Genomic DNA, 20,403 nt, shown 5'->3' with positions numbered 1-20,403 from the left:
TAAATCATATATTCATTATTTTACCGAACAACTTGCATTCTTTCAAGCTATATTCGTAATTGAAGGGAGAAAATATCGAATGGAGATCAAGATACGTCAAAGTGATACTTTATGGTATTATAGTCAATTATTTGATGTTCCATTAGTTTTAATAGAACAATCAAACCCTAGACTAGAACCACAAAATTTATCTGTAGGAAATAGTATTAAGATTCCCGGCTTTATTTTAAAACCACATACAATAGAAACCAACGATACATTATGGCAAATATCGTCACAATATAACGTCCCTATGGACACTCTTCTATTAACAAATCAAACAATCGATTCATCAAATCTTGAGAACGGATCGACTATTTCAATACCAATTCGAGTGCGTGAATTTTTAGTACAAGATGTGGCTGATTACACGTATGAAAAAATGATTGCAGATATTGCAAGACTCTCGGAAATTTACCCATTCTTTTCCAAGCAGACGATTGGAAACTCTGTCATGGGGAAAAATTTAACGGAATTGAGGATAGGATTTGGTACAAAACGGGTCCATGTTAATGGGGCATTTCATGCAAATGAGTGGATTACTACTTCAGTTATCATGAAATTTTTAAATGAATACCTGCTAGCTTTAACAAACGGCACAGCAATAAATGGAATGAACATGCTGCCATTATTTATGGAAACTTTCCTCTCAATAGTACCAATGGTAAATCCGGATGGAGTCGATTTAGTTTTAAACGGCGTACCTGATGATTCATTATTTGCGGAACAAGTGTTGGAGATTGTTGGTCAGGACAAAGACTTTTCAGAATGGAAAGCTAATATTAATGGCGTCGATCTAAATAAACAATTCCCGGTACTGTGGGAAATAGAGTCTGCTAGAAGCCTAGAAAAACCCGCACCTCGGGACTACCCAGGGCCATGCCCATGGTCGGAACCGGAATCGAAAGCCATTGCAGAATTAATGAAGGTTCGCGATTTTTCAAGGGTACATGCACTCCACACGCAAGGGCAAGTAATCTATTGGGGATTGGAGGGTCAGGAAATTGCAAACGAATATGCACGTGTAAGCGGGTATGAGTCAATTCAAGATATGGATAATTATACAGGATTTACGGATTGGTTCATCCAAAAGTATCAGCGGCCCGGTTACACGATTGAACTGGGTAGTGGCGTAACCCCACTACCTATTAGCCAGTTTGACAAAATCTATGAGAAAAGTTTAGGAATCTTCCTGGCAAATCTATACCTATAATTAATAGTATCCTTCCCATAACCGAGTGATAGAATGCTGCACACCATTGGATTCTAGTAAATATACATCAGGATTGTTTAAATTTTTCCATTCATCAAACCCGATAGTCGGATCAAAGCTTTTTAAGATCAATGATATAAGATTGCCATGACTTACAAGAATGATATTATTCAAGTCTTTATTTTCCATAACGGATTTATAAACTGCATTACCCCTATTAATTGCATCATTAGCAGATTCACCGCCAGGAAGTTTAAAATCGAGTTCGTTGAACGATTGTTCTAATACTTCCATCCAATCATCAACTGGTTCGTTGCTTAATATACGTTCCTGTAATCGCTCATCTACATCGACATGTAAGTTGTTTGATTTTGCAAAGGGTTTTATACTTTCAATTGCTCGTAAATAGGGGCTGGAAATAACGCCATCAAACGTAAGGTTTTGCTTATCAAAAAACTGCGATAACAATATCGCCTGCCGCATACCTACAGTGGTTAATGGCGAATCTTTGTGTTGTCCTTCAGCCAGGCAATGACGTACTAGATATATTTTTTTCAATACGATTCAGCCCCTTCTCAAAGTTTTCATTAAGCATAATTGAAATAATGAAAATAGTAAATAAATTATATCATTAATGGTAAAAATATAACATATTTTTTAAAAAATAAATCTCATACGTTTATGAGCCATACAAAAATAACAGGGATAACCCTGTTATTTTATTTCAGAAAAATAATTTTTTAAAAAGCCGCCTATCCGGTTACTATTATCAATTATAAAATAGAATTCATCGGTCTCATTCTTTACATCGTAAATTTTTCCGGGTGTTAATTTATTATCAACGATAAATTTCTTTGCCTCCGCATGAACACATTTAATTTGTTTTATTGTATCCCGTTCTTCCCATTCTTTATGAATCATTCTATACCTTCCTTTTTCAGTTTACATAATATTATTATTTATAACTATAGATTTAGCTGAATAAATGTAAATAACCCTCGTAACCTTGTTCGCTCATTTGATCCTTTGGAATAAAACGCATCGCGGCTGAATTCATGCAATATCGCAACCCGCCTTTATCTTTTGGTCCATCATTAAATACGTGTCCCAGATGGGAATCAGATGTTTTACTACGCACTTCTGTACGCCTCATACCAAACGAATTGTCAGTGTTTTCGGCCACCTGATAAGGATCAACCGGTTTGGTAAAGCTTGGCCAACCGCAGCCAGCATCAAACTGCTCTTTTGATGTAAATAACACCTCTCCTGAAACTATATCAACATATATACCATCTGCTTTATTATCCCAGTATTCATTTTGAAATGGTTTCTCTGTGCCGTTTTCTTGTGTCACCTGATATTGTATTGGTGTCAATTCCTCTTTTAGTTTAGTTTTATCCATTTTTGGTGCCCAGCTTTTTTTGATAAAATCAGCTCTCCCTGATCCTTTTTTATATAGTCGGTAATGAAAAGAATGTTTTTTGTAATAGTCCTGATGATTTTCCTCAGCTCTGTAGAAAGTTTTGGCCGGCAGTATCTGTGTAACAATTGGTTTCTGGAACCGACCGCTTTTCTCTAACTCTCGTTTTGATTCTTCGGCAATTTCTCGTTGTTGTTCGTTATGATAAAAAATAACGGTTTGGTAGGACTCACCACGGTCATTAAATTGCCCCCCACTATCTGTAGGATCAATTTGCTGCCAGAAGGTCTCCACAATCCGTGCGTATGGCATCACATTTGGATCAAATGTGATTTGCACAGCTTCAACATGACCTGTAGTATCAGAACATACTTCCTCATAGGTTGGGTTTTTTGTCCTACCACCTGTATAACCAGAAACAACTTCTTTAATACCTGGACGTTCATCAAAAGGTTCAACCATACACCAAAAGCATCCACCTGCAAATGTAGCTAGTTCTCTATTTGAAGTCATGACCTTTCCTCCAATCTGATTATAACCTCTCTCTATTTTTTCTTTTTTTACGAAAAAAATCAAGTGTACGGCTTAGTTGCAAGATTTTCTTATTAAATAAATAATTTCGGTTTTGATTGTCTGGTTTTTGGTTCATTTGTCCTTTTGGTTTTATGAACAGGTTCACTCGCTGCTATTGGGTGTTCTTCCGCGGTATTAAATGACTCAACTTCTGAATCATCTGTCTCTGAATCATCAGTATCTGATGCATTTAATGCTTTCATCATTTTCAGCATCGCCGGCAGGTTTTTAACCATTGGTCCATATTCTTTAATCATAGGTGCTGCTGACTCCGCCATATTCATTACCTTTTGAACATTGGCAAGTGTTTTATTTAGTCCACCTGAGCTTGGGTTTAAAAATGATGCAATCGATGCAGGAATCGATGTCCTTGGTTTTGGAGCTGGATACCTGTTTGCATGATACGGTCGTATGCTGAACGGGTCATAGATTTGCCGTTCTTGAACAGGTGGACGATTGTTCATAGGAAACATGTTGCATCCCTCATTTCTATATGTTTTCTTTAAATAGTTTACGTAAAATACCTGGATTGGTGTAGGCTTTTCATATGAATGAATTATCCAGCCATCGGACAAATACTATTTGCTGGAAATATAGAAATATTCCATTAGTATTTCCCGGGAAAGCGCAGGTTACAACAATTATTTTAATAATCCCTGCGTTTATTGACGTGTTTTATCGAAAAATTAATACCCTTGTTATTAATTAGACTTGACCAAATTGAAATCCAAATGTTGATCCGTTGTGTGAAGGTGTAACCTGAAGCTTCGCATGTATCTCGTTTTTCAGGTGCGGCACATGTGAAATAATTCCAAGCAGCCGGTTGCTTTGCTGTAAATCCTTCAAACAATTAATTGCTTGCTGCAATGAAACTTCATCCAACGTTCCGAAACCCTCATCTATAAACAGAGTATCTAACTGAACACCACCGGCATGGGTCTGTACAACATCGGCAAGCCCTAATGCCAGACTTAGAGAAGCTTTAAATCCTTCACCACCAGATAACGTTTTCACAGATCGCTGTTGACCTGTATGGTGATCTAATACCTCCAAATCTAACCCGCTTTGCGCTCCCCTCTTCGCCACCTGCCCACTTCTAATTAATTGATAACGGTGGTCGCTCATGCGGTCTAATCGTAAATTAGCCTGTAAGATGATTTCATCCAGGAATGATGCCAGCACATAGCGTTCAAACGAAAGCCTCAGTGAATTATTTCCATGAGCCAGATCGGCAAGTTCACCAATTGTGTAAAAGTCGTTTTCCAGCTGTTGTTGATTTGATAGCTGCCTGGTAATAGATTGGAAAGTCTGCTCGTCATTTTTTATTTTCATCTGTAAAAGCTGCAGTTTTTCACAGATCTGTTCCAATTCTGTCTGCGCAGTTTGTAATTCATTATCCAATTTTTGGATATCCGGCCGGGTTTGATCTTTTATTTCACCATTAAGTGTTTTTAACGAATAAACCAGCTCATCACAACGTTTTTCATACTCCTTGACTGTTTCTGTTAGTTGCTGCTGTTCATCTGTTGAAAGTGTTGAAAGTTGGTAGTTTTCAATTGATGTAAACCCGGATGATGCAACATGCTCTTTAAATAGCTTATGTTGCCTTAGATAATTTTCATCTGCCCTGTTCACAGTTTTTTGCTTTTCTTCAATAATTGTTTGTTTTTTCTGCATAGCTTCACGCGTATCTTGATAATCTTTCTTTAGTTGTTCCCAAGTGTTAACCCATTTTACATATGTTCGCTCTTTATTAACAATTTCCTGTTCGAATTGTGCCGGATCTGTAATATCTTCGGGAATATTTTTTCGCAACTCATCTACTTTTGTTTCATATTTTAATAGCTTTTCATGCGCGGTTTGGTAGTCTTTAGAACATTGATCAAACGTTTGTTTAACTTTTTCTTTTTCCGCTTTAAGTGCTTCTTTGTCGGTCTTTGTCTGTTGTAATGCTTCGAGCTGTTTGGATAACATATCTCTCTTATTATTGACCTCGCTAATTTTTTCATTCCACATAGCTATCAGCTGTCTGATGTTCCCTTGATTATAGTTATCTATTTTTTCCTTTAATTCCTCCTCTAACTTATCGACCAATAGTCGTTGGCTTTGCCCTTCTGATTTACTGTTTACATATATTTGTTGATAATCTTCTATATCTTGTTCCTGTTGTTTGAGGTTTTTCTCTGTATTCTCTAGTAAGGCTGTATCTACCAAATGATCATGTGGTGCAGCTAAGGCTGGGTGCTCCAGTGATCCGCATACAGGACACGGTGTATGATAATCTAATGTACTGGCTAGTAAAACAGCATACTCTTCTTTTTGTGCTGTTTGCAACTTACGATAATCCTCTTTAAGCTTTCGCAATTTCAGTTGTTTTTGCTGAAAGGTTTTTTCTATCTGTTTATAACTTTTACGCAGCCCCTGCAACATTTCAAACTCATAATTAAGCCTTTCAAGCTGCTTACTGATCGTAATTGCTTTCTCATATTGTTCTTTCATATCATAGTATTGTTTCGTTATTTTTTGTTCATTTTGCAGTGTGGAGTCCTTTTTATCGATATCCCGATCCATTCTTTCTAATTTATCCTGCAAATTGGCTAGCTGTTTGGATAATTCATCTCGCTCTTTGGTTATTTCCATTGTTGCTTTGTGTAATTTTACATACATCTTTACATATTCTAACTGCTGCTTTTCTTTACTGATCATTTCCTTGTATTGATTGCGTGCGTCCTCTTGTTCGAGCTGCTCATTATAGGAGCCAGCAATTGTATCGAACTTATGTTGAAGTTCTGTCAGTAAATCCCGCTGTATTTTCAATCCGTCCCTTTCATTCATCCATTCCGTCTTGCGTACCTTCATTTGTTCCTCAAAAGGAAAGACTTTAGCAGCGTTTTCCGCAGCTTTTAGTCTTTCTTTTGTTTTTTCAATTCTTCCTTCTTGTTGCTTTAATTGCTTTTGTTCCCTCTCTATTCTTTCCTTTTGCACATACTTATCTTCAAGTGCTTTGCCGTCTTGCAATATCTTTTGAAGGTGTTGAACTTTTTCGGACTGCTTTGTTTTCCTTAAATCTTCCTCTCCACTTAACTTTTTTGTTGTTTCGATTTCATCCTCCAGTTTTTGTAAAAGCACAGTAATGGTATCTGCTTGTTCCGGGTGGATGCTTGTCCAGTCAATCTTCGTTAACTCTTGTTGGATGGACTGCTCAATAAATGTAATCTTTTCCTTTAAATTCCTTGCTTCGGATTTTAACTGATCGGTCATTCGTTCGTAGAAATACGTATGAAAAATATTTTGCAGGACTGCCTCACGTTCCTTGCTATTCTCGGAAATTAACTTGCGAAACTCACCCTGTGGTATAAGAATCATTTTTCGAAATTGCTCATAATCGAATCCTAGCTTATTTTCCAAAGTTTCATTTACTTCTTTTATCCGGGAATAAAGCAAGACTTTTTCTCCATCCCTCACTTCATATAGGACAGCCTTGGGAGGATCATCTGTATACCCTTCGCCACGTTCCTTTTTCTTATACTGTTTCGGACTGCGTGACACGATATATTCCTTGCGATTCAATGCAAAATGAAATTGTACTTCTGTTTGATCATCGAGGGTTGCGAAATGGCTTCGTAAGGAATCCTGATCACGATCTGAGCCACTTGCTCGTCCATATAATGCATAACAAATCGCATCAAAAATGGTAGTCTTACCAGCACCGGTTGGGCCTGTAATAAGAAAAATTGATTCATCACCTAATTCATTAAAATCTACAGTTTGTTGGTCCCAATATGGACCGAACGCACTAACACTTAATGAAATTGCGCGCATGTCTATTCACCCCTTTCATCGATTACAAGTTGTTGTACGATTTTATCAATATGGTGCAGGCTTGATTCGGGTATCTGTTCACCTTTAATTTCCTCGTAGAATTGAGCGAATAGTTCCGTGTGTGATTTTGTTTGCTGTTGTCTTATTTTTTGCAGCTCATTTAAACTGGTGGATGATGAAAATGATTTACGTTCTAATCGCAATATATTTGGATAAATTTTTCGGAGTTTATTCATAGGATCAATGATCTGTCCCTTGTCCAATAAAATGATGTGCAGATAATCCTCTTTATTTAGAATGGGCTGATTAAGTAAATCTTCAAAATACCCCTCCACCACCTGCATATCATGTCTCGCTTTTAATGGAATATAGGACAGTTCACACGTTCCATCATGATCCATATTGACTATTGTCACAGACTTGTTATGTGTTGCCTCTGAAAAAGAATATTTAAGAATAGATCCGCTATAGCGAATTACATCACTCTTTATTCGTTGTGCCTGATGCAAATGCCCTAAAGCAACATACGAAAAGTCGTTGAAAAGGCCAACATCAACATACGGACTTCCGCCAACCATTGATAAACGCTCTTCCGATTCTGATTCCATTCCACCGGCTATAAAAGCATGACCAACGAACACGTGCCGTTCATTCATATCATATGCGCCTTTTATTTTATTGAGGATGGCTGCCATTGCACTATGGTGTGAATGGATTGATTCATCATCTAATAATGCACGCACTTCTGCCGGCTCTGTGTAGGGAACTAGGTGAAAATAAACAGGTCCATCATCATCATGAATGATAATTGGCTCTGCATTTGTATCAAGCTTTGATTGAAGATACAATTGCTGTGACCGGAACAATTGTGTTCCGAAATCTAACCGATCAGGACTATCATGATTTCCGGCAATCGCCAATACGGGAATTTTTAAATCAACGATCAATGTTGTTAATACCCTGTTAAGTAATTCGACAGCCTCTTTTGGCGGAACCGCCCGATCATATAAATCACCTGCAATAATAATTACGTCAGGCTGTTCAAGCTCAATAATTTCCAATAGTTGATTTAAAATAATATCCTGTTCATCCGTCATATGGACACTATTTACTATTTTCCCCAAATGCCAATCGGCTGTATGTAAAATTTTCATTATTACTCCTCCTTTTTCTACTATCATTTTATCATGATTTTATTTAACTTTATCAGTATCCTGGATTAGAGAATGTTCATTCGATTATACTGTAGAAAAGGAAATTCAGTTTGGAAACGGAAGAACAAACACGGATTGAACTGTCTTTTTCCTTCATTCTATCCATTTCCATGCAATAAAGCTTGCTCATCCTGAGCAAGCTTTATTGTTCTTTCATTCTATATACATCCCAAAGTTCATCGAACACTTGCAAGGCATTTGTAAATGGACTGTTCCATTCCAAATAATTACTAATCTCGTTATAATCTGTTGAGTATTTGGGAAAACCGTCATCATAAAAAACGAATTCCGCTAGACGGCTTTGGTCTGTCGGCTTCTTTTTTCCCCGGTAGGTCAAAATAAAATGATAAAATGAACGCATCCCCTGTGCACCTCACTTACTCTTCATTCATAAATTCCTGATGCTTCTTTAACTTCTTCTTGTAAACAGCCCTAGAACAATAAATACTAATTTCATATAAAATAATCAACGGAACAGCAACAATGGTTTGCAGCACGAAATCTGGCGGTGTCACAATAGTTCCAATAATTACTAAAATGAAGTATGCGTATTTCCTAACCTTTCTCATGTAGTCCGGTGTAATAATACCAAGGCTTGTCAGGAACATGGCTATAATTGGTATTTCAAAAAGGATTGCAAACGGTATTGTTACATGCAGCATAAACTTGAAATATTTATCAACGGTGAAAAGTTCATTAAACATCCCTTCATTCAATGATAAAAGGAATGGCAATATAAGTTTAATAAATAGAATGTAGCCAAACGTCAAACCAATTATAAATAGAATAAAAATTGCTGGTATGTATGCCAAAGATGCTTTTTGTTCATTAGGGGTCAATCCCGGTTTTATAAACAACCAGATTTGTAAACATAAAATCGGGATTGTCCCAACTAATGCAACAAGTCCGGCCATTGAAAAGTAAATCCATATAATTTCACCAGGACTAATAACATTCAGCGTAAAATCCAGGTCGTTAACAAAAAAGCCATATATATCTTTCACATAGATAAATCCCACAATAAAAAATATCACAAAAAAGATGGCTGTAACAATTAATCGATTTCTAAGCTCAGATAAATGTCCGGTGACATTCATTTCTTTTTCAAGTAGATTCTGCTCTTCTTCAGACATTATTTCACTCTCCTAGGGCCTAAGCGCAAAAGAAGATGTAAGGCTATTTCCCCTACACCTTCCAACATGAATTAGTTTTTAGTTGATGCTTTGTCGTGTTTATCTTTATGTTCCGAATCATCGTCACTCATAATGTCTTTTGTAGCATTCTTAAATTCCCTTAAGGAACTGCCAAAGGATTTACCTATTTCAGGTAATTTAGATGGGCCAAATACAACCAAGGCGATTATGAGAATGATAATTAATCCCGGTACTCCTATATTGCTTAACATGTAACATCACTCCGCAAAATATTATTTGTTATCTTTACCCTTAACAATTGTCTTTGCCTCTTTTATTTCATCGGCAGCATCGCTTGTTAAATCGCGAGCGGAATTTTTAAATTCACGCAACGTTTGACCAGTAGCTTTTCCAATTTCCGGCAATTTCTTTGGGCCAAACACAACTAAAGCAATTACGAGAATTAAAATTAATCCCGGAACCCCAATACTTGATAACATATATAACACCCTCTTTATAAGATAATTTCATTATACTGCTTATCCACGCCCCATGGTATTATTTTACTAAAATACACATAATGTTCACATTAGCATTTACCATTATTCGCTATCAGTTTAACACGATTTTAAACGGGATAACAACCTATAACCATTTGGCTTTTTCATATTGTGCCCTATTGTTCATATTAAAAAAGTGTCTTACCAGAACGTATGGCGGAATATCACCAAATTCATCAACAAACTTTATGTTAATATGGTCAAATAATTTTCTGACCTTCCGCTCCCCGCCTGCTAATTGTTTTCGAACCCTGAGCGCAATCCGTTTACGATAAATTCCTGACAGCGGGTGCATTGTATCTTCATATACGGGAACGACTGCATCATATTCGGATAACTGTCCCAAAAGATGATAGTAGACTTGCCGATTAACAAAAGGAGTATCACATGCACTAAAAATACAAATGTCAACATCTACCTGGGATAGTGCTGCTTCCATTCCAGCTAACGGACCCTGGTCTAAATAGTTATCCTTAATGATCGGTAATCCAAGATGCGAAAATATAGCGGCGTTATTCGAGTTAATAACAACCTTAGAGTTTATGCTTTCCATTTCATCTGCAATGTATTCGATAACGCTCTTATTTCCCAGGGGAAGGAGTGCCTTGTTTGTTCCCATCCTGGTCGAATGTCCTCCCGCCAGAATAACACTGCATATTTTCATATCACTTTTTTCGGTCATACTGGAGAAAATAGTAATCATATGGATTTTTTTCGTCCTTTTCGCCTTTTTCCCTGTTGGTTAAATTCCAATCATCCTCCGAAAACTCGGGGAACCTGGTATCGCCTTCGAATGATTCATCAATCCACGTAATATACATACGATCAGTAAATGGAAGAACCTGTTCAAAAACCTTCGCCCCACCAATTACGAATAATTCATCGTCACCATATTGTTCATTCCATTTTTTAATCGTGTCAATATCATGAATAACGTCAACATCGTCTGGATATGACGGGTCTTGGCCGGTTAAAACAACATTTTTACGGTTTGGTAATGGTCCGCCCAGTGAATCATACGTTTTTCGGCCCATAATCATCGTATGCCCGGTTGTTTTCTCTTTAAAAAATTTAAAGTCTTTCGGTAAATGCCATGGTAAATCATTGTTTAAACCTATTACCCGATTACGATCCATTGCCACAACAAATGATATCATTATGAAACCTCCTGTTTATACAGCTATTGGTGCTTTAATTGTTGGATGCGGATGATAATTTTTCAATTCGAAATCGTTCACATCAAAATCAAATATACTTGTTTTGTCTTTATCTAAAATAAGTTCAGGAAAATCTCTGACATCCCGCCCAAGTTGAACGTTAACCTGTTCAATATGGTTTGAATATATATGAGCATCACCAAATGTATGGATGAAATCCCCAACTTCTAAATTACACTCATGTGCAATCAAGTGGGTTAATAATGCATAACTCGCAATATTAAATGGTACGCCTAAAAAGATATCCGCACTGCGCTGGTATAGCTGACAAGACAATTTGCCGTTAGCAACATAAAATTGGAACATTGTATGGCATGGTGGTAATGCCATAGATGGTACATCTTCCGGGTTCCAAGCAGAGACAATATGTCTTCTGGAATCTGGGTTAGTACGGATGGAATCCACCACTTCTTTTAATTGGTCAATCGTTTTATTCTGTGATGTTTTCCAATCGCGCCACTGTTTACCGTACACAGAACCTAGATCTCCAAATTTAGCTGCAAATGCATCATCCTGTAGGACCTTATCTTTAAAAAGCGTCATTTGTTCCCGGTATTGATTATTGAATGCGCTGTCTACCTGGCAACGGTTCCCAAAGTCGGTCATATTAGGACCAGTGTATTCTTCACTTTCAACCCAGCTTTTAAATGCCCACTCATTCCAAATATTATTATTATTTTCCAAGAGGTAACGAATATTTGTATCCCCTTTTATAAACCATAGTAATTCACTCGCCACAAGTCGAAATGGTACCCGTTTTGTGGTTAAAAGCGGAAAGCCCTGACTTAAATCGAACCGAAGTTGGTACCCAAATACGGAATAAGTGCCCGTGTTTGTTCGGTCCCCTTTTTTATTGCCATTATGAAGAACATGCTTACACATGTCTAAATATGCCTGCTCACCATTCATTATTTACTGCCTCCACCTTTTCCTTTATATTCATGCACCTATTGTAACATATCCCTAACCCGGTTTTAGAGTATATTCATAAGTTTTTGCCGTTGAGACATATGGAAAAAATAAAACAAATTTAACCAGTGAATGCTTTACGAAGCTGTGCTGCAGCTTCCAAAAGAGCTTCATTTGCTTTATCAACTAGTTTATGAAAATTTGCAAACCCATGAATCAATCCCTCATAGTTCCTGTAATAAACGTCAATGCCATTTTCCTCAAGCTTTTCTGCATACGCTTTGCCAACATCACGAAGCGGATCATACTGAGCTGTCATAATCAACGTCGGCGGCAAATTCTCATGATTTGAGTATAGTAGCGGTGATGCATAAGGGTTCTGTAATTCTTCCTCACTACTGAAATACTGATCCCGAAACCAATTCATCTGGTTGACGGTTAACAGATAACCTTCCGCATTTTCACGCATGGAATTAGGAGCCTTGTCATAGCCTGTGGATGGGTAAATCAGCATTTGATACGCAATGTTTGGAAACTTTCTTTCCTTGGCGATAATACACGCAACAGCTGCTAAATTCCCCCCAGCACTATCCCCGCCTACCGCAATCCGATTCTTGTCGATATTAAACTCGGCGGCATGTGTCGCAACCCAGTGTAATGAGTCATATGCATCTTCTACTGCTGCCGGGAATTTATGTTCTGGAGCTAAACGATAATCTACCGAGATAACAACACATTGTGCTCTGTTTGCCAGCAATCTGCAAACAGAATCATGACTATCAAGATCCCCAATTACCCAGCCACCGCCATGATAAAATATTAAAGCAGGTTGTGGTGCCTCTCCTTCCGGTGTATATACACGGATAGGCAGAGATCTTCCCTCCAACGGAATTGTTTGATCCTTTACTTCCTTGACCTCCTCCTTTTCGCTGTCCATATCCATACTCTGTGCCGCCATTTTTCTATAAGCCTGGGCGGTTATTTGGTCCCAGGCTGGTGAAGGTATTGCATTAATTTGGTCTAGGATTACTTTTACTTGTGAATCTAGAGCCATAAAATTATCCCCTTTTCATATGTAATGAAACAAGTTTTTTCTTTATATATAGAATACCTTGCTGAATATGATAATGCCAGTATACTACATGCTTATCCAAAAAAACTTATCCAGAATATTTTCCAATATCGCCCTTAAAAACCATCCCTTGATCAAACTCGATAATTTTAAGTTGATTTATATCTTTAATGTAAATACTTTTATATTGCGGCTGGCCATCTTCATCTTTTAAAATTATAATCCGCTTATGTGAATTGTTTGCGACAATTTGTATTTGATAACTATTAGCATTTATGAGTTCATCTATAATAATAAATTCAGGAAATTCAACCTCGTTTTCGACTGCGTATGAATTACCTTCTTTATCTTCAACATGGGTATTGTCGTCAACAAAATCTGCTTTTTGATTCCAAGTGTCTATTTCGAAGGGACTGTTATGACCTTGTGAGATTTGGGAAACACCTGTTTTCAATGATTCGTGATTTGATCCTTCTTCTTGTATTACATTTGTGCCGAATACACTTCCTGCTATCAACATTACTCCTGCCGTCGTTAAAACCAGTGTTTTCATGTTTTTTTCCTCTCCTTCTTTACGGTAACTAACTCTAACATAGAGTGAAAATGTAAGAAAAGGATTGGAATAGTATTAGAAATTACTAAGAATTAAATGACAAATCGGTGACAAATGTTCAAAGGTACATATTTATTACACTGCACTTACATTTATATTACAGTCCCTACTAAACTGGATTTCTAGTCGAATCTATTATAAAAGCGAGTCTATTTGATTGGACTTGCAAAAGAAAATACATCAGGAGGTCTTTTTATCAAATATCTTACATTAACAACCCTATTCACTCTTGGACTAGTCCTTTTTGCTAATTCAGTTTACGCAAGTGGGAAATATACGATTCAATCTGGAGATGTGTTATCAGAAATATCACAATCACATAATGTTGATCTAGAATCTTTACTAGCGTCAAATTCTTCTATATCTAATCCGGATGTCATCTTTCCCGGACAGATTATAACGATACCTGACGCAAACGGAAAAACTTATACTGTAACCGCATATACGGCCGGATATGAATCAACTGGTAAGGAACCGGGCGACCCTGCTTATGGTATCACCGCTTCTGGTAACCATGTAGATGAAGGTCAGACAATAGCTTGTCCACAATCACTTCCTTTTGGGACAAAAGTACAAATCCCGTATTTTAATGAAACTTTTGTTTGCCAGGATCGCGGAAGTGCTATTACAAAGGGCAGATTAGATGTATATATGTCGGATTTAGATGATGCATTACAGTTCGGTGTTCGGGACTTGCAAGTTCAAATTTTAAACTAAACGAGTATCCCCTTCTTAAAAAAGTTGACCAAACCTGAGTTCAATAACTCGAATTGGTCAACTTTTTTCGGTTCCTTATTTAACTTTAAGTACAATTTTTCCAGTACTTTTGTTTTGTACCATCCACTAGTACTGCATGCATTGTATCAACCTCTTTCTCTATTAATTCTAGATCAACCATTTGATATTTTTGCAAATTCATACCATATCTTTTACTATTACTCCGATAACGTCAACAAAAAGAGTGAATAATCCTTTATTTATGAAGCATTATGGCTCTTTGGAGCTCATTCAGATCTGTGTTTATTTCTTCTGATGTTATTTGTTCCGTTGGCGGGACTATGACTGATGAATTATTTTCGGTCACTTTTCTTGCCATTAACTGTAATAATTCACTTAGGTTTTCGAATTCTTTATCCGTAATCCCCAGGGAATGTTTACCTCTGCTGCAAGTAATGAATAAATAGCCCAAGTGTTGTGTATGCATGATTGCTGGCCAATAGAAATCTGCATTTGTTTGTTTACGGTAAAAATCCCCCAAAGTACGATCATAAACAGTACGTAAATTAATTAAATTCGTTACTACTTTTTGCTCGACATCCTTAGCGACTTTACGATTTTTACCATTCATTTCATTTATTAATTCACTCATGTTGTATAATGTTTTACCCAATGATTTTGGTACATACCTATGGGAAAGATCTCGCCATAATATTAGAACTCCAACAACCCCAATAATACTGCCAATAACTGTGTCAAGCGCCCGGGCGGAAACAAAATAACTGATTGAATTCCCGGGATTCAGTGTCTCTACTATAATTAAGACGAGTGGTGCTATGAACATGTTGGCATAAACATAGTTACGAACAATTACATTTTCCACGAAGAATTGCAATATACCTATTAAGAAAAATAATGCAATCCCAGATGGGGCAAACGTAAGTATAATACCACCGATGATAGTACCGACCAAAGTTCCCAAAGAACGCTGGATAGCACGGTGAATTGTAAAGGTTGTATTTGCACCGAGCATAACCGCGGCGCAGGATACGGGGACCCAGTATGGTCGTTCCATACCAATCGTATAGGAGATAAGTGCAGCAATACAAACAGTAACACCGTACAATATTGCATTAGGTAAGACAAGCGAATGTCTATTAAACCCACTGAGTAATGTATGCCAAACTGACTGTTCCTGCATGGGTGTTAACAGTGATAGTGATAATGATTTATTATTTATAATATCTATCATCACAACAAGTTCTTTGTGAATATTAGGTGAAATATGCTGCCTATTGTTCTCTTGATTCAGCACAACATTTGTTTTTGTATTACGAAGAATTGCACGTTTAATTTCTCCCAATTGTTTAATGCAGGTTTCCATCTCCCGTTGATGTTGATTGTGAGATAAAGCTGTTAATGTTAAAAAAAGATTATTTGCCCGCTGCTGAAGTAGCAATAATTTATTATAATCACTGGAATTACTTTGGCGGTTTAAAATAGAGTCAGCCTGACTTAAGGCAACTACAACTAAATGTTGGGCATTGTGGAAATGGCTCGTTCCAATCGCTTTCACAAATTCCTCCATTTGTGTATAAACCTTTACCACTGCATTCTTCTCCGGTTTAAGGGGATGGAAAAACCAACCGACCATCGCAATAATCCATGCAAGTATCCCCCCATCAGGACAAAAAAACCACGTTCCCATGCGGCGGAAGGGTCAATTGGCAATCCCGTTGCTACAGCAAATACCAATACAAAAAATATTGCTCCAGGACCGACAATTCGAAGTGCATGAAGCACATAAAAAGCGGTTATTCCTATTAATCCAATGACAATCGATAAAGCAATAATATAGGGTGCCAGGATGGTTCCCATTACCATAGATAAAGCGATGGCTATTGCAATAACCGCTATTTTTTTTGCCCGTTGCTTGTATGATTCATTACTTGTATAAAGATAAGTAAATGCGCCTAGACTTGCTGTCACACCATAAATTAATTGGTCAAAAAGCACACCAAGTAAAACCGGGATACTAGTCGCTAAAGCTGATCCCAAGGCGCGTTTCCATGGCATGGATACATTATTCATTCGCAATACTTGTTTAATTCCAAATCTCGAGGGACTTTCTGGAATTGCTCTTTTTTTACGCTGTAAATTTTCCTGATTGTTAGACATATTAATTAGACCCTTCTTTTACCTACAATAAACAATTAAAAGAAGACTGTTTTTTTCCACAGCCTTCGTTTAGGTGTTTTTATTATTTAATTTTTATATACCCTTTATTATATATTTTCCGGATACGGTTATCAATTTATTCCTTTTCTTGCCTAAGACTCCCACTCACGAAAAAATTGTTTTAAATAACTTTCAAGAAATGCATGACGAGGCTTCGCAAGTCCTTTTGCATAATTTGTGTTCATCAAATCCTTAATAGTAAGTAACTTATCATAAAAATGCTGCACAGAAGTATTTTCCGGTTCCCCGTTTTGATAAATGAGCTGGTTGGTTGCACCGCCATATGCAAACGTGCGGGCTATTCCAATAGCACCTATTGCATCTAGTCTATCAGCGTCCTGAACAATTTGTCCTTCGATAGTGGTTGGTATGCTGCCTTTACTGAAGGATACATCCTTTGTCGTGTCATATATTTGTTCAATCGTCGGCCTTTCGATATTAATCTTGATCAAGAATTCATCCAGATGATCCATAGCTTGTCCTGGATTTGTAAATAGTTTCTTATCCCCAACATCATGCAGCCAAGCAGCTGCCTCACAAATAAATGTATCAGCTTTTTCTTCCATAGAAATCGTTTTCGCTAATTGAGCAACTCGTTCCATATGATAAAAATCGTGACCAGTGGCATCATTTTGAAATAGATCGTGAACATATGTACGAATAGCATCTAATTGATTTCTTACATCGCTCATTAAAATAGCCCTACTATTTTCCCGTCGTCAGTTACATCCATGTTATAAGCGGCGGGTCTTTTTGGCAAACCTGGCATCGTCATCATCTCACCGGTTAATACAACGATAAACCCAGCACCAATGGATGCATGCAATTCTCTTATCGACACTGTAAACCCCTCAGGACGGCCAAGCAATGCTGGATTATCGCTTAAGGAATATTGTGTTTTTGCCATACAAACCGGCAGCTTACCCCATCCCTGTTTTTCATAAAATGCAAGTTGTTTTTTAGCTTTCTGTGACAGTTCAATATCATCTGCACCATAAATCTTTTGGGTAATCATTCTAATCTTGGATTCCAATGTTTCATTTACATCATACGTGTACTGGAAATTGCGTTCATTAGAATCAGCAACAGCAATTACTTTTTCGGCAAGCTCCATTCCTCCTTCACCGCCTTTTGCAAAAACATCTGTTAATGCAACTTCTGCACCATGTGACTCGCACCATGCTTGAATAAAGTTTGTTTCCGCTTCACTGTCTGTTGGAAATTTATTTATTGCAATAATAAAAGGAAGACCGAACTGTTCTATTGTTTCCATATGTTTTTTTAGATTCGCCATGCCATTTTTCAATGCATCGACGTTCTCAAACGTTAACTTATCCTTCTCCACACCTCCATGCATTTTTAAGGCACGCACTGTCGCAACGATAACTACAGCATCCGTGTCAATTTCCCCGGATCTTGACTTAATATTCAAAAACTTCTCCGCTCCAAGATCAGCGCCAAATCCGGCCTCTGTTACTACATAATCACCAAGTTTTGCCGCTGTTTTGGTTGCCATTATGCTATTGCATCCATGTGCTATATTCGCAAATGGTCCCCCATGAATAATAGCGGGCGTATTCTCAGTAGTTTGCACTAAATTTGGTTTAATAGCGTCCTTTAATAGTAAAGTTAATGCGCCTTCGATTCTTAAATCCTTTACTGTAACTGGCTCCTCATCATAGGTGTAGCCGATGACAATTTTTGAAATCCGCTCTTTTAGGTCTTCTAAACTAGTGGACAGACAAAGGATAGCCATAATCTCAGATGCTACGGTAATGGTGAATCCATCCTCACGAGGCACCCCCCGCAACGGCCCTCCCAGTCCAACTACAATTTGCCTTAAAACACGGTCATTCATATCCATGACACGTTTCCATTCGATGCGCCGCGGATCAATATTTAATTCATTACCACGATGAATATGATTGTCGATAATCGCAGACAATGCGTTATTAGCACTTGTGATCGCATGGAGGTCTCCAGTAAAATGCAAATTTATATCCTCCATTGGCAAAACCTGTGAGTAGCCACCGCCAGCTGCCCCCCCTTTCATCCCCATTACTGGTCCCAGTGAAGGTTCACGCAGCGCAATAATCGCCTTTTTATTCAATCTGTTCAATGCTTGTCCAAGACCTACTGTTACAGTAGATTTTCCCTCCCCGGCTGGTGTAGGGTTAATTGAAGTTACCAAAATCACCTTACCATTCGGTTTATCATGCAATTTTTTTAATAACTTATCTGATAGTTTCGCTTTTGTATGACCATAAGGTTCCCACTCATCTTCGTTTAAATGAAGGTTGTTCGCAATTTGATTTATTGGTTTCAATGTTGCTTCCTGCGCAATCTCAATATCAGTTTTCATTACTATATCCCCTTCCATTTATTAATATAACCAGTGTACCTTAAATCGTTGGACACTTGTATGGAAAATTATAAATTTTAATTCAATCTTATTTCAATCTATGATAAAGTGGGCAAAAATCCAAGTAGAATATGGGTTTTTTACTTGACTGAATTATCTAAATAAGCTATATTTGATTGTAAGCAAAGAAGATATAGGGATCATAATACGTAATGATGTTTGTCTGCTTTGTATTACCACGTTTGACGTGAAAGTTTTTAGGAGGATTAATTACATGGAGAACGGTACAGTAAAATGGTTTAACGCGGAAAAAGGCTATGGCTTTATTCAGGTTGAGGATGCAGATGATGTATTTGTTCACTATTCTGCGATCCAGGAAGAAGGATTTAAGTCTTTAGAGGAGGGTCAAGCAGTTTCCTTCGAGATTATTGAAGGAGAACGCGGACCACAAGCCGCTAATGTTGTTAAAAAATAAGGCATGAATATATGAAACCGGTAATCTTATAAGATTACCGGTTTTTCTTGCATTTTCAAGTAGAAAATCGTATAATAAATTTTTGCCGCGGTTCGCAAACTCCCGCGTTAACAAAACTAAGGAGGATAATATATAATGTCCAATGAACTAATCTGGATTCTGTTTGCTCTGATAAATTTTTCATTACTACTTATTTTTTATCGTATATTTGGCAAAATGGGTCTATTTGTTTGGATTGGAATGGCTACTGTAATTGCCAATATTCAAGTACTTAAAACGGTGGAATTATTTGGTTTAACTGCTACACTCGGCAATATTATTTATGGATCAGCATATCTTGCAACAGACATCTTAAATGAAAAGTACAGCAAAAAGGATGCTAAGAAAGCCGTCTGGTTAGGATTTTCCACCTTAATAACAATGACGATCATGATGCAGATTGCGTTACAGTTTCAGCCGGGGCAAAGTGATTTTGCTCAAGGGTCACTGGAAACCTTATTCGGATTAATTCCGCAAATAGCTCTTGGCAGTATGGCTGCCTATCTTGTCAGTCAATATTTTGATGTTTGGATTTATGACAAAATCCGCAAGCTTTTTCCATCGACAAAGTATTTATGGCTTCGCAACAATGCGGGTACCATGCTAAGCCAACTGCTTGATACCACCGTATTTTGCAGCATAGCTTTTTATGGTCAATATCCAATTAATATTTGGTTTGAGATCTTCTTTACTACGTATGTAATAAAATTTGTTGTAGCAATAATAGATACACCATTTATGTACATTGCAAAATTCATGCATAAGAATGACCAAAAGGGTAGCTGAT

At 37.4% G+C, this 20,403-nt stretch carries 23 protein-coding genes and 1 riboswitch; of the genes, 4 read left to right on the top strand and 19 right to left on the bottom strand.

Translation table 11 applies throughout. From position 1 onward, the window contains the following. The first annotated feature begins 79 nt into the window (after nucleotides 1–79). Entirely contained in the window at nucleotides 80–1,252 is a 1,173-nt protein-coding gene (locus tag CFK37_RS15145; protein ID WP_089062657.1) for a M14 family metallopeptidase, read from the top strand. On the opposite strand, the gene CFK37_RS15140 is transcribed toward CFK37_RS15145, so the two are convergent. The 15 genes from CFK37_RS15140 to CFK37_RS15070 all read right to left on the bottom strand — a co-directional run bounded on the left by CFK37_RS15140 (nucleotide 1,253) and on the right by CFK37_RS15070 (nucleotide 13,725). Continuing rightward, nucleotides 1,253–1,810 (bottom strand): histidine phosphatase family protein, encoded by a 558-nt coding sequence (locus CFK37_RS15140; protein ID WP_089062656.1) that lies wholly within the window; start codon nucleotides 1,808–1,810, stop codon nucleotides 1,253–1,255. 156 nt (nucleotides 1,811–1,966) lie between these two features. Beyond that, nucleotides 1,967–2,173, bottom strand: coding sequence for a DUF6501 family protein (locus CFK37_RS15135; protein WP_089062655.1), 207 nt, complete (start codon nucleotides 2,171–2,173; stop codon nucleotides 1,967–1,969). A 52-nt stretch (nucleotides 2,174–2,225) separates the two neighbouring features. Beyond that, the gene (gene msrA, locus CFK37_RS15130; RefSeq protein ID WP_089062654.1) at nucleotides 2,226–3,185 is read right to left on the bottom strand and encodes a peptide-methionine (S)-S-oxide reductase MsrA; all 960 of its coding nucleotides are present in this window, start codon (nucleotides 3,183–3,185) and stop codon (nucleotides 2,226–2,228) included. Nucleotides 3,186–3,277: 92 nt separating this feature from the next. Further along, nucleotides 3,278–3,718 (bottom strand): VrrA/YqfQ family protein, encoded by a 441-nt coding sequence (gene vrrA / locus CFK37_RS15125; RefSeq protein ID WP_089062653.1) that lies wholly within the window; start codon nucleotides 3,716–3,718, stop codon nucleotides 3,278–3,280. Between the two features lie 232 nt (nucleotides 3,719–3,950). Then, nucleotides 3,951–7,067 carry an AAA family ATPase gene (locus CFK37_RS15120; RefSeq protein ID WP_089062652.1) on the bottom strand — a complete coding sequence of 1,039 codons (3,117 nt, stop codon included), beginning with the start codon at nucleotides 7,065–7,067 and terminating at the stop codon, nucleotides 3,951–3,953. Nucleotides 7,068–7,069: 2 nt separating this feature from the next. Then, nucleotides 7,070–8,221: an exonuclease SbcCD subunit D gene (locus CFK37_RS15115; protein WP_089062651.1), complete on the bottom strand. Its 1,152-nt coding sequence runs from the start codon at nucleotides 8,219–8,221 to the stop codon at nucleotides 7,070–7,072. A gap of 202 nt (nucleotides 8,222–8,423) precedes the next feature. After that, nucleotides 8,424–8,642: a YozE family protein gene (locus CFK37_RS15110; RefSeq protein ID WP_089062650.1), complete on the bottom strand. Its 219-nt coding sequence runs from the start codon at nucleotides 8,640–8,642 to the stop codon at nucleotides 8,424–8,426. A gap of 16 nt (nucleotides 8,643–8,658) precedes the next feature. Beyond that, the gene (gene tatC, locus CFK37_RS15105; RefSeq protein WP_089062649.1) at nucleotides 8,659–9,414 is read right to left on the bottom strand and encodes a twin-arginine translocase subunit TatC; all 756 of its coding nucleotides are present in this window, start codon (nucleotides 9,412–9,414) and stop codon (nucleotides 8,659–8,661) included. Between the two features lie 71 nt (nucleotides 9,415–9,485). Next, the gene (locus CFK37_RS15100) at nucleotides 9,486–9,686 is read right to left on the bottom strand and encodes a twin-arginine translocase TatA/TatE family subunit (protein WP_089062648.1); all 201 of its coding nucleotides are present in this window, start codon (nucleotides 9,684–9,686) and stop codon (nucleotides 9,486–9,488) included. A 21-nt stretch (nucleotides 9,687–9,707) separates the two neighbouring features. Further along, entirely contained in the window at nucleotides 9,708–9,914 is a 207-nt protein-coding gene (locus CFK37_RS15095) for a twin-arginine translocase TatA/TatE family subunit (protein ID WP_089062647.1), read from the bottom strand. A gap of 145 nt (nucleotides 9,915–10,059) precedes the next feature. Next, complete coding sequence (gene mobA, locus CFK37_RS15090) at nucleotides 10,060–10,638, bottom strand: molybdenum cofactor guanylyltransferase (RefSeq protein ID WP_281251613.1); 579 nt, start codon at nucleotides 10,636–10,638, stop codon at nucleotides 10,060–10,062. A gap of 1 nt (nucleotide 10,639) precedes the next feature. Further along, a complete protein-coding gene (locus CFK37_RS15085) occupies nucleotides 10,640–11,131 on the bottom strand; it encodes a dihydrofolate reductase (protein WP_089062645.1) in 492 nt (163 codons plus the stop codon). A gap of 15 nt (nucleotides 11,132–11,146) precedes the next feature. Further along, a complete protein-coding gene (locus tag CFK37_RS15080) occupies nucleotides 11,147–12,100 on the bottom strand; it encodes a thymidylate synthase (RefSeq protein ID WP_089062644.1) in 954 nt (317 codons plus the stop codon). A gap of 121 nt (nucleotides 12,101–12,221) precedes the next feature. After that, entirely contained in the window at nucleotides 12,222–13,154 is a 933-nt protein-coding gene (locus CFK37_RS15075) for an alpha/beta hydrolase (protein ID WP_089062643.1), read from the bottom strand. A gap of 106 nt (nucleotides 13,155–13,260) precedes the next feature. Continuing rightward, nucleotides 13,261–13,725: a hypothetical protein gene (locus CFK37_RS15070; RefSeq protein WP_089062642.1), complete on the bottom strand. Its 465-nt coding sequence runs from the start codon at nucleotides 13,723–13,725 to the stop codon at nucleotides 13,261–13,263. Between the two features lie 213 nt (nucleotides 13,726–13,938). Here CFK37_RS15070 and CFK37_RS15065 point away from each other — a divergent pair, with 213 nt between their 5' ends. Then, nucleotides 13,939–14,502, top strand: a complete 564-nt coding sequence (locus CFK37_RS15065) for a LysM peptidoglycan-binding domain-containing protein (protein WP_245837228.1) — start codon at nucleotides 13,939–13,941, stop codon at nucleotides 14,500–14,502. A 256-nt stretch (nucleotides 14,503–14,758) separates the two neighbouring features. Here CFK37_RS15065 and CFK37_RS15060 read toward each other — a convergent pair whose 3' ends face one another. The 4 genes from CFK37_RS15060 to CFK37_RS15045 all read right to left on the bottom strand — a co-directional run bounded on the left by CFK37_RS15060 (nucleotide 14,759) and on the right by CFK37_RS15045 (nucleotide 19,102). Beyond that, nucleotides 14,759–16,111 carry an FUSC family protein gene (locus CFK37_RS15060; protein ID WP_172840511.1) on the bottom strand — a complete coding sequence of 451 codons (1,353 nt, stop codon included), beginning with the start codon at nucleotides 16,109–16,111 and terminating at the stop codon, nucleotides 14,759–14,761. After that, nucleotides 16,105–16,680 (bottom strand): hypothetical protein, encoded by a 576-nt coding sequence (locus tag CFK37_RS15055; RefSeq protein ID WP_089062640.1) that lies wholly within the window; start codon nucleotides 16,678–16,680, stop codon nucleotides 16,105–16,107. Before CFK37_RS15055 ends, CFK37_RS15060 begins: the two co-directional genes overlap by 7 nt. A gap of 152 nt (nucleotides 16,681–16,832) precedes the next feature. Further along, nucleotides 16,833–17,432, bottom strand: coding sequence for an HD domain-containing protein (locus tag CFK37_RS15050; RefSeq protein WP_089062639.1), 600 nt, complete (start codon nucleotides 17,430–17,432; stop codon nucleotides 16,833–16,835). Then, on the bottom strand, nucleotides 17,432–19,102 hold the full coding sequence (locus tag CFK37_RS15045; RefSeq protein ID WP_089062638.1) for a formate--tetrahydrofolate ligase: 1,671 nt from the start codon (nucleotides 19,100–19,102) through the stop codon (nucleotides 17,432–17,434). The genes CFK37_RS15050 and CFK37_RS15045 overlap by 1 nt, the downstream gene beginning before the upstream one ends. Before the next feature lie 274 nt (nucleotides 19,103–19,376). Between CFK37_RS15045 and CFK37_RS15040 the strand changes: the two genes are divergently transcribed. After that, on the top strand, nucleotides 19,377–19,577 hold the full coding sequence (locus tag CFK37_RS15040) for a cold-shock protein (RefSeq protein ID WP_089062637.1): 201 nt from the start codon (nucleotides 19,377–19,379) through the stop codon (nucleotides 19,575–19,577). 81 nt (nucleotides 19,578–19,658) lie between these two features. After that, nucleotides 19,659–19,703: riboswitch (PreQ1 riboswitch) on the top strand. Between the two features lie 9 nt (nucleotides 19,704–19,712). Continuing rightward, entirely contained in the window at nucleotides 19,713–20,402 is a 690-nt protein-coding gene (locus CFK37_RS15035; RefSeq protein WP_089062636.1) for a queuosine precursor transporter, read from the top strand. Nucleotide 20,403: the final 1 nt, after the last annotated feature.

It is taken from the genome of Virgibacillus phasianinus (assembly GCF_002216775.1).
Classification (GTDB): Bacteria; Bacillota; Bacilli; order Bacillales; family Amphibacillaceae; genus Virgibacillus_F; species Virgibacillus_F phasianinus.
The sequence above is the reverse complement of the archived record's forward strand: the minus strand, read 5'-3'. Positions and strand labels throughout refer to the sequence as shown.

Excerpts from the sequence above, each read along its gene's own strand:
- CFK37_RS15145 (WP_089062657.1), top strand. The coding sequence starts at position 80 with ATGGAGATCAAGATACGTCAAAGTGATACTTTATGGTATTATAGTCAA.
- CFK37_RS15045 (WP_089062638.1), bottom strand. The coding sequence starts at position 19,102 with ATGAAAACTGATATTGAGATTGCGCAGGAAGCAACATTGAAACCAATA.
- CFK37_RS15135 (WP_089062655.1), bottom strand. The coding sequence starts at position 2,173 with ATGATTCATAAAGAATGGGAAGAACGGGATACAATAAAACAAATTAAA.
- CFK37_RS15035 (WP_089062636.1), top strand. The coding sequence starts at position 19,713 with ATGTCCAATGAACTAATCTGGATTCTGTTTGCTCTGATAAATTTTTCA.
- CFK37_RS15080 (WP_089062644.1), bottom strand. The coding sequence starts at position 12,100 with ATGAATGGTGAGCAGGCATATTTAGACATGTGTAAGCATGTTCTTCAT.
- CFK37_RS15070 (WP_089062642.1), bottom strand. The coding sequence starts at position 13,725 with ATGAAAACACTGGTTTTAACGACGGCAGGAGTAATGTTGATAGCAGGA.
- CFK37_RS15115 (WP_089062651.1), bottom strand. The coding sequence starts at position 8,221 with ATGAAAATTTTACATACAGCCGATTGGCATTTGGGGAAAATAGTAAAT.
- CFK37_RS15110 (WP_089062650.1), bottom strand. The coding sequence starts at position 8,642 with ATGCGTTCATTTTATCATTTTATTTTGACCTACCGGGGAAAAAAGAAG.
- mobA (WP_281251613.1), bottom strand. The coding sequence starts at position 10,638 with ATGAAAATATGCAGTGTTATTCTGGCGGGAGGACATTCGACCAGGATG.
- CFK37_RS15120 (WP_089062652.1), bottom strand. The coding sequence starts at position 7,067 with ATGCGCGCAATTTCATTAAGTGTTAGTGCGTTCGGTCCATATTGGGAC.
- vrrA (WP_089062653.1), bottom strand. The coding sequence starts at position 3,718 with ATGTTTCCTATGAACAATCGTCCACCTGTTCAAGAACGGCAAATCTAT.
- msrA (WP_089062654.1), bottom strand. The coding sequence starts at position 3,185 with ATGACTTCAAATAGAGAACTAGCTACATTTGCAGGTGGATGCTTTTGG.
- tatC (WP_089062649.1), bottom strand. The coding sequence starts at position 9,414 with ATGTCTGAAGAAGAGCAGAATCTACTTGAAAAAGAAATGAATGTCACC.
- CFK37_RS15095 (WP_089062647.1), bottom strand. The coding sequence starts at position 9,914 with ATGTTATCAAGTATTGGGGTTCCGGGATTAATTTTAATTCTCGTAATT.
- CFK37_RS15050 (WP_089062639.1), bottom strand. The coding sequence starts at position 17,432 with ATGAGCGATGTAAGAAATCAATTAGATGCTATTCGTACATATGTTCAC.
- CFK37_RS15040 (WP_089062637.1), top strand. The coding sequence starts at position 19,377 with ATGGAGAACGGTACAGTAAAATGGTTTAACGCGGAAAAAGGCTATGGC.
- CFK37_RS15085 (WP_089062645.1), bottom strand. The coding sequence starts at position 11,131 with ATGATATCATTTGTTGTGGCAATGGATCGTAATCGGGTAATAGGTTTA.
- CFK37_RS15100 (WP_089062648.1), bottom strand. The coding sequence starts at position 9,686 with ATGTTAAGCAATATAGGAGTACCGGGATTAATTATCATTCTCATAATC.
- CFK37_RS15055 (WP_089062640.1), bottom strand. The coding sequence starts at position 16,680 with ATGTCTAACAATCAGGAAAATTTACAGCGTAAAAAAAGAGCAATTCCA.
- CFK37_RS15075 (WP_089062643.1), bottom strand. The coding sequence starts at position 13,154 with ATGGCTCTAGATTCACAAGTAAAAGTAATCCTAGACCAAATTAATGCA.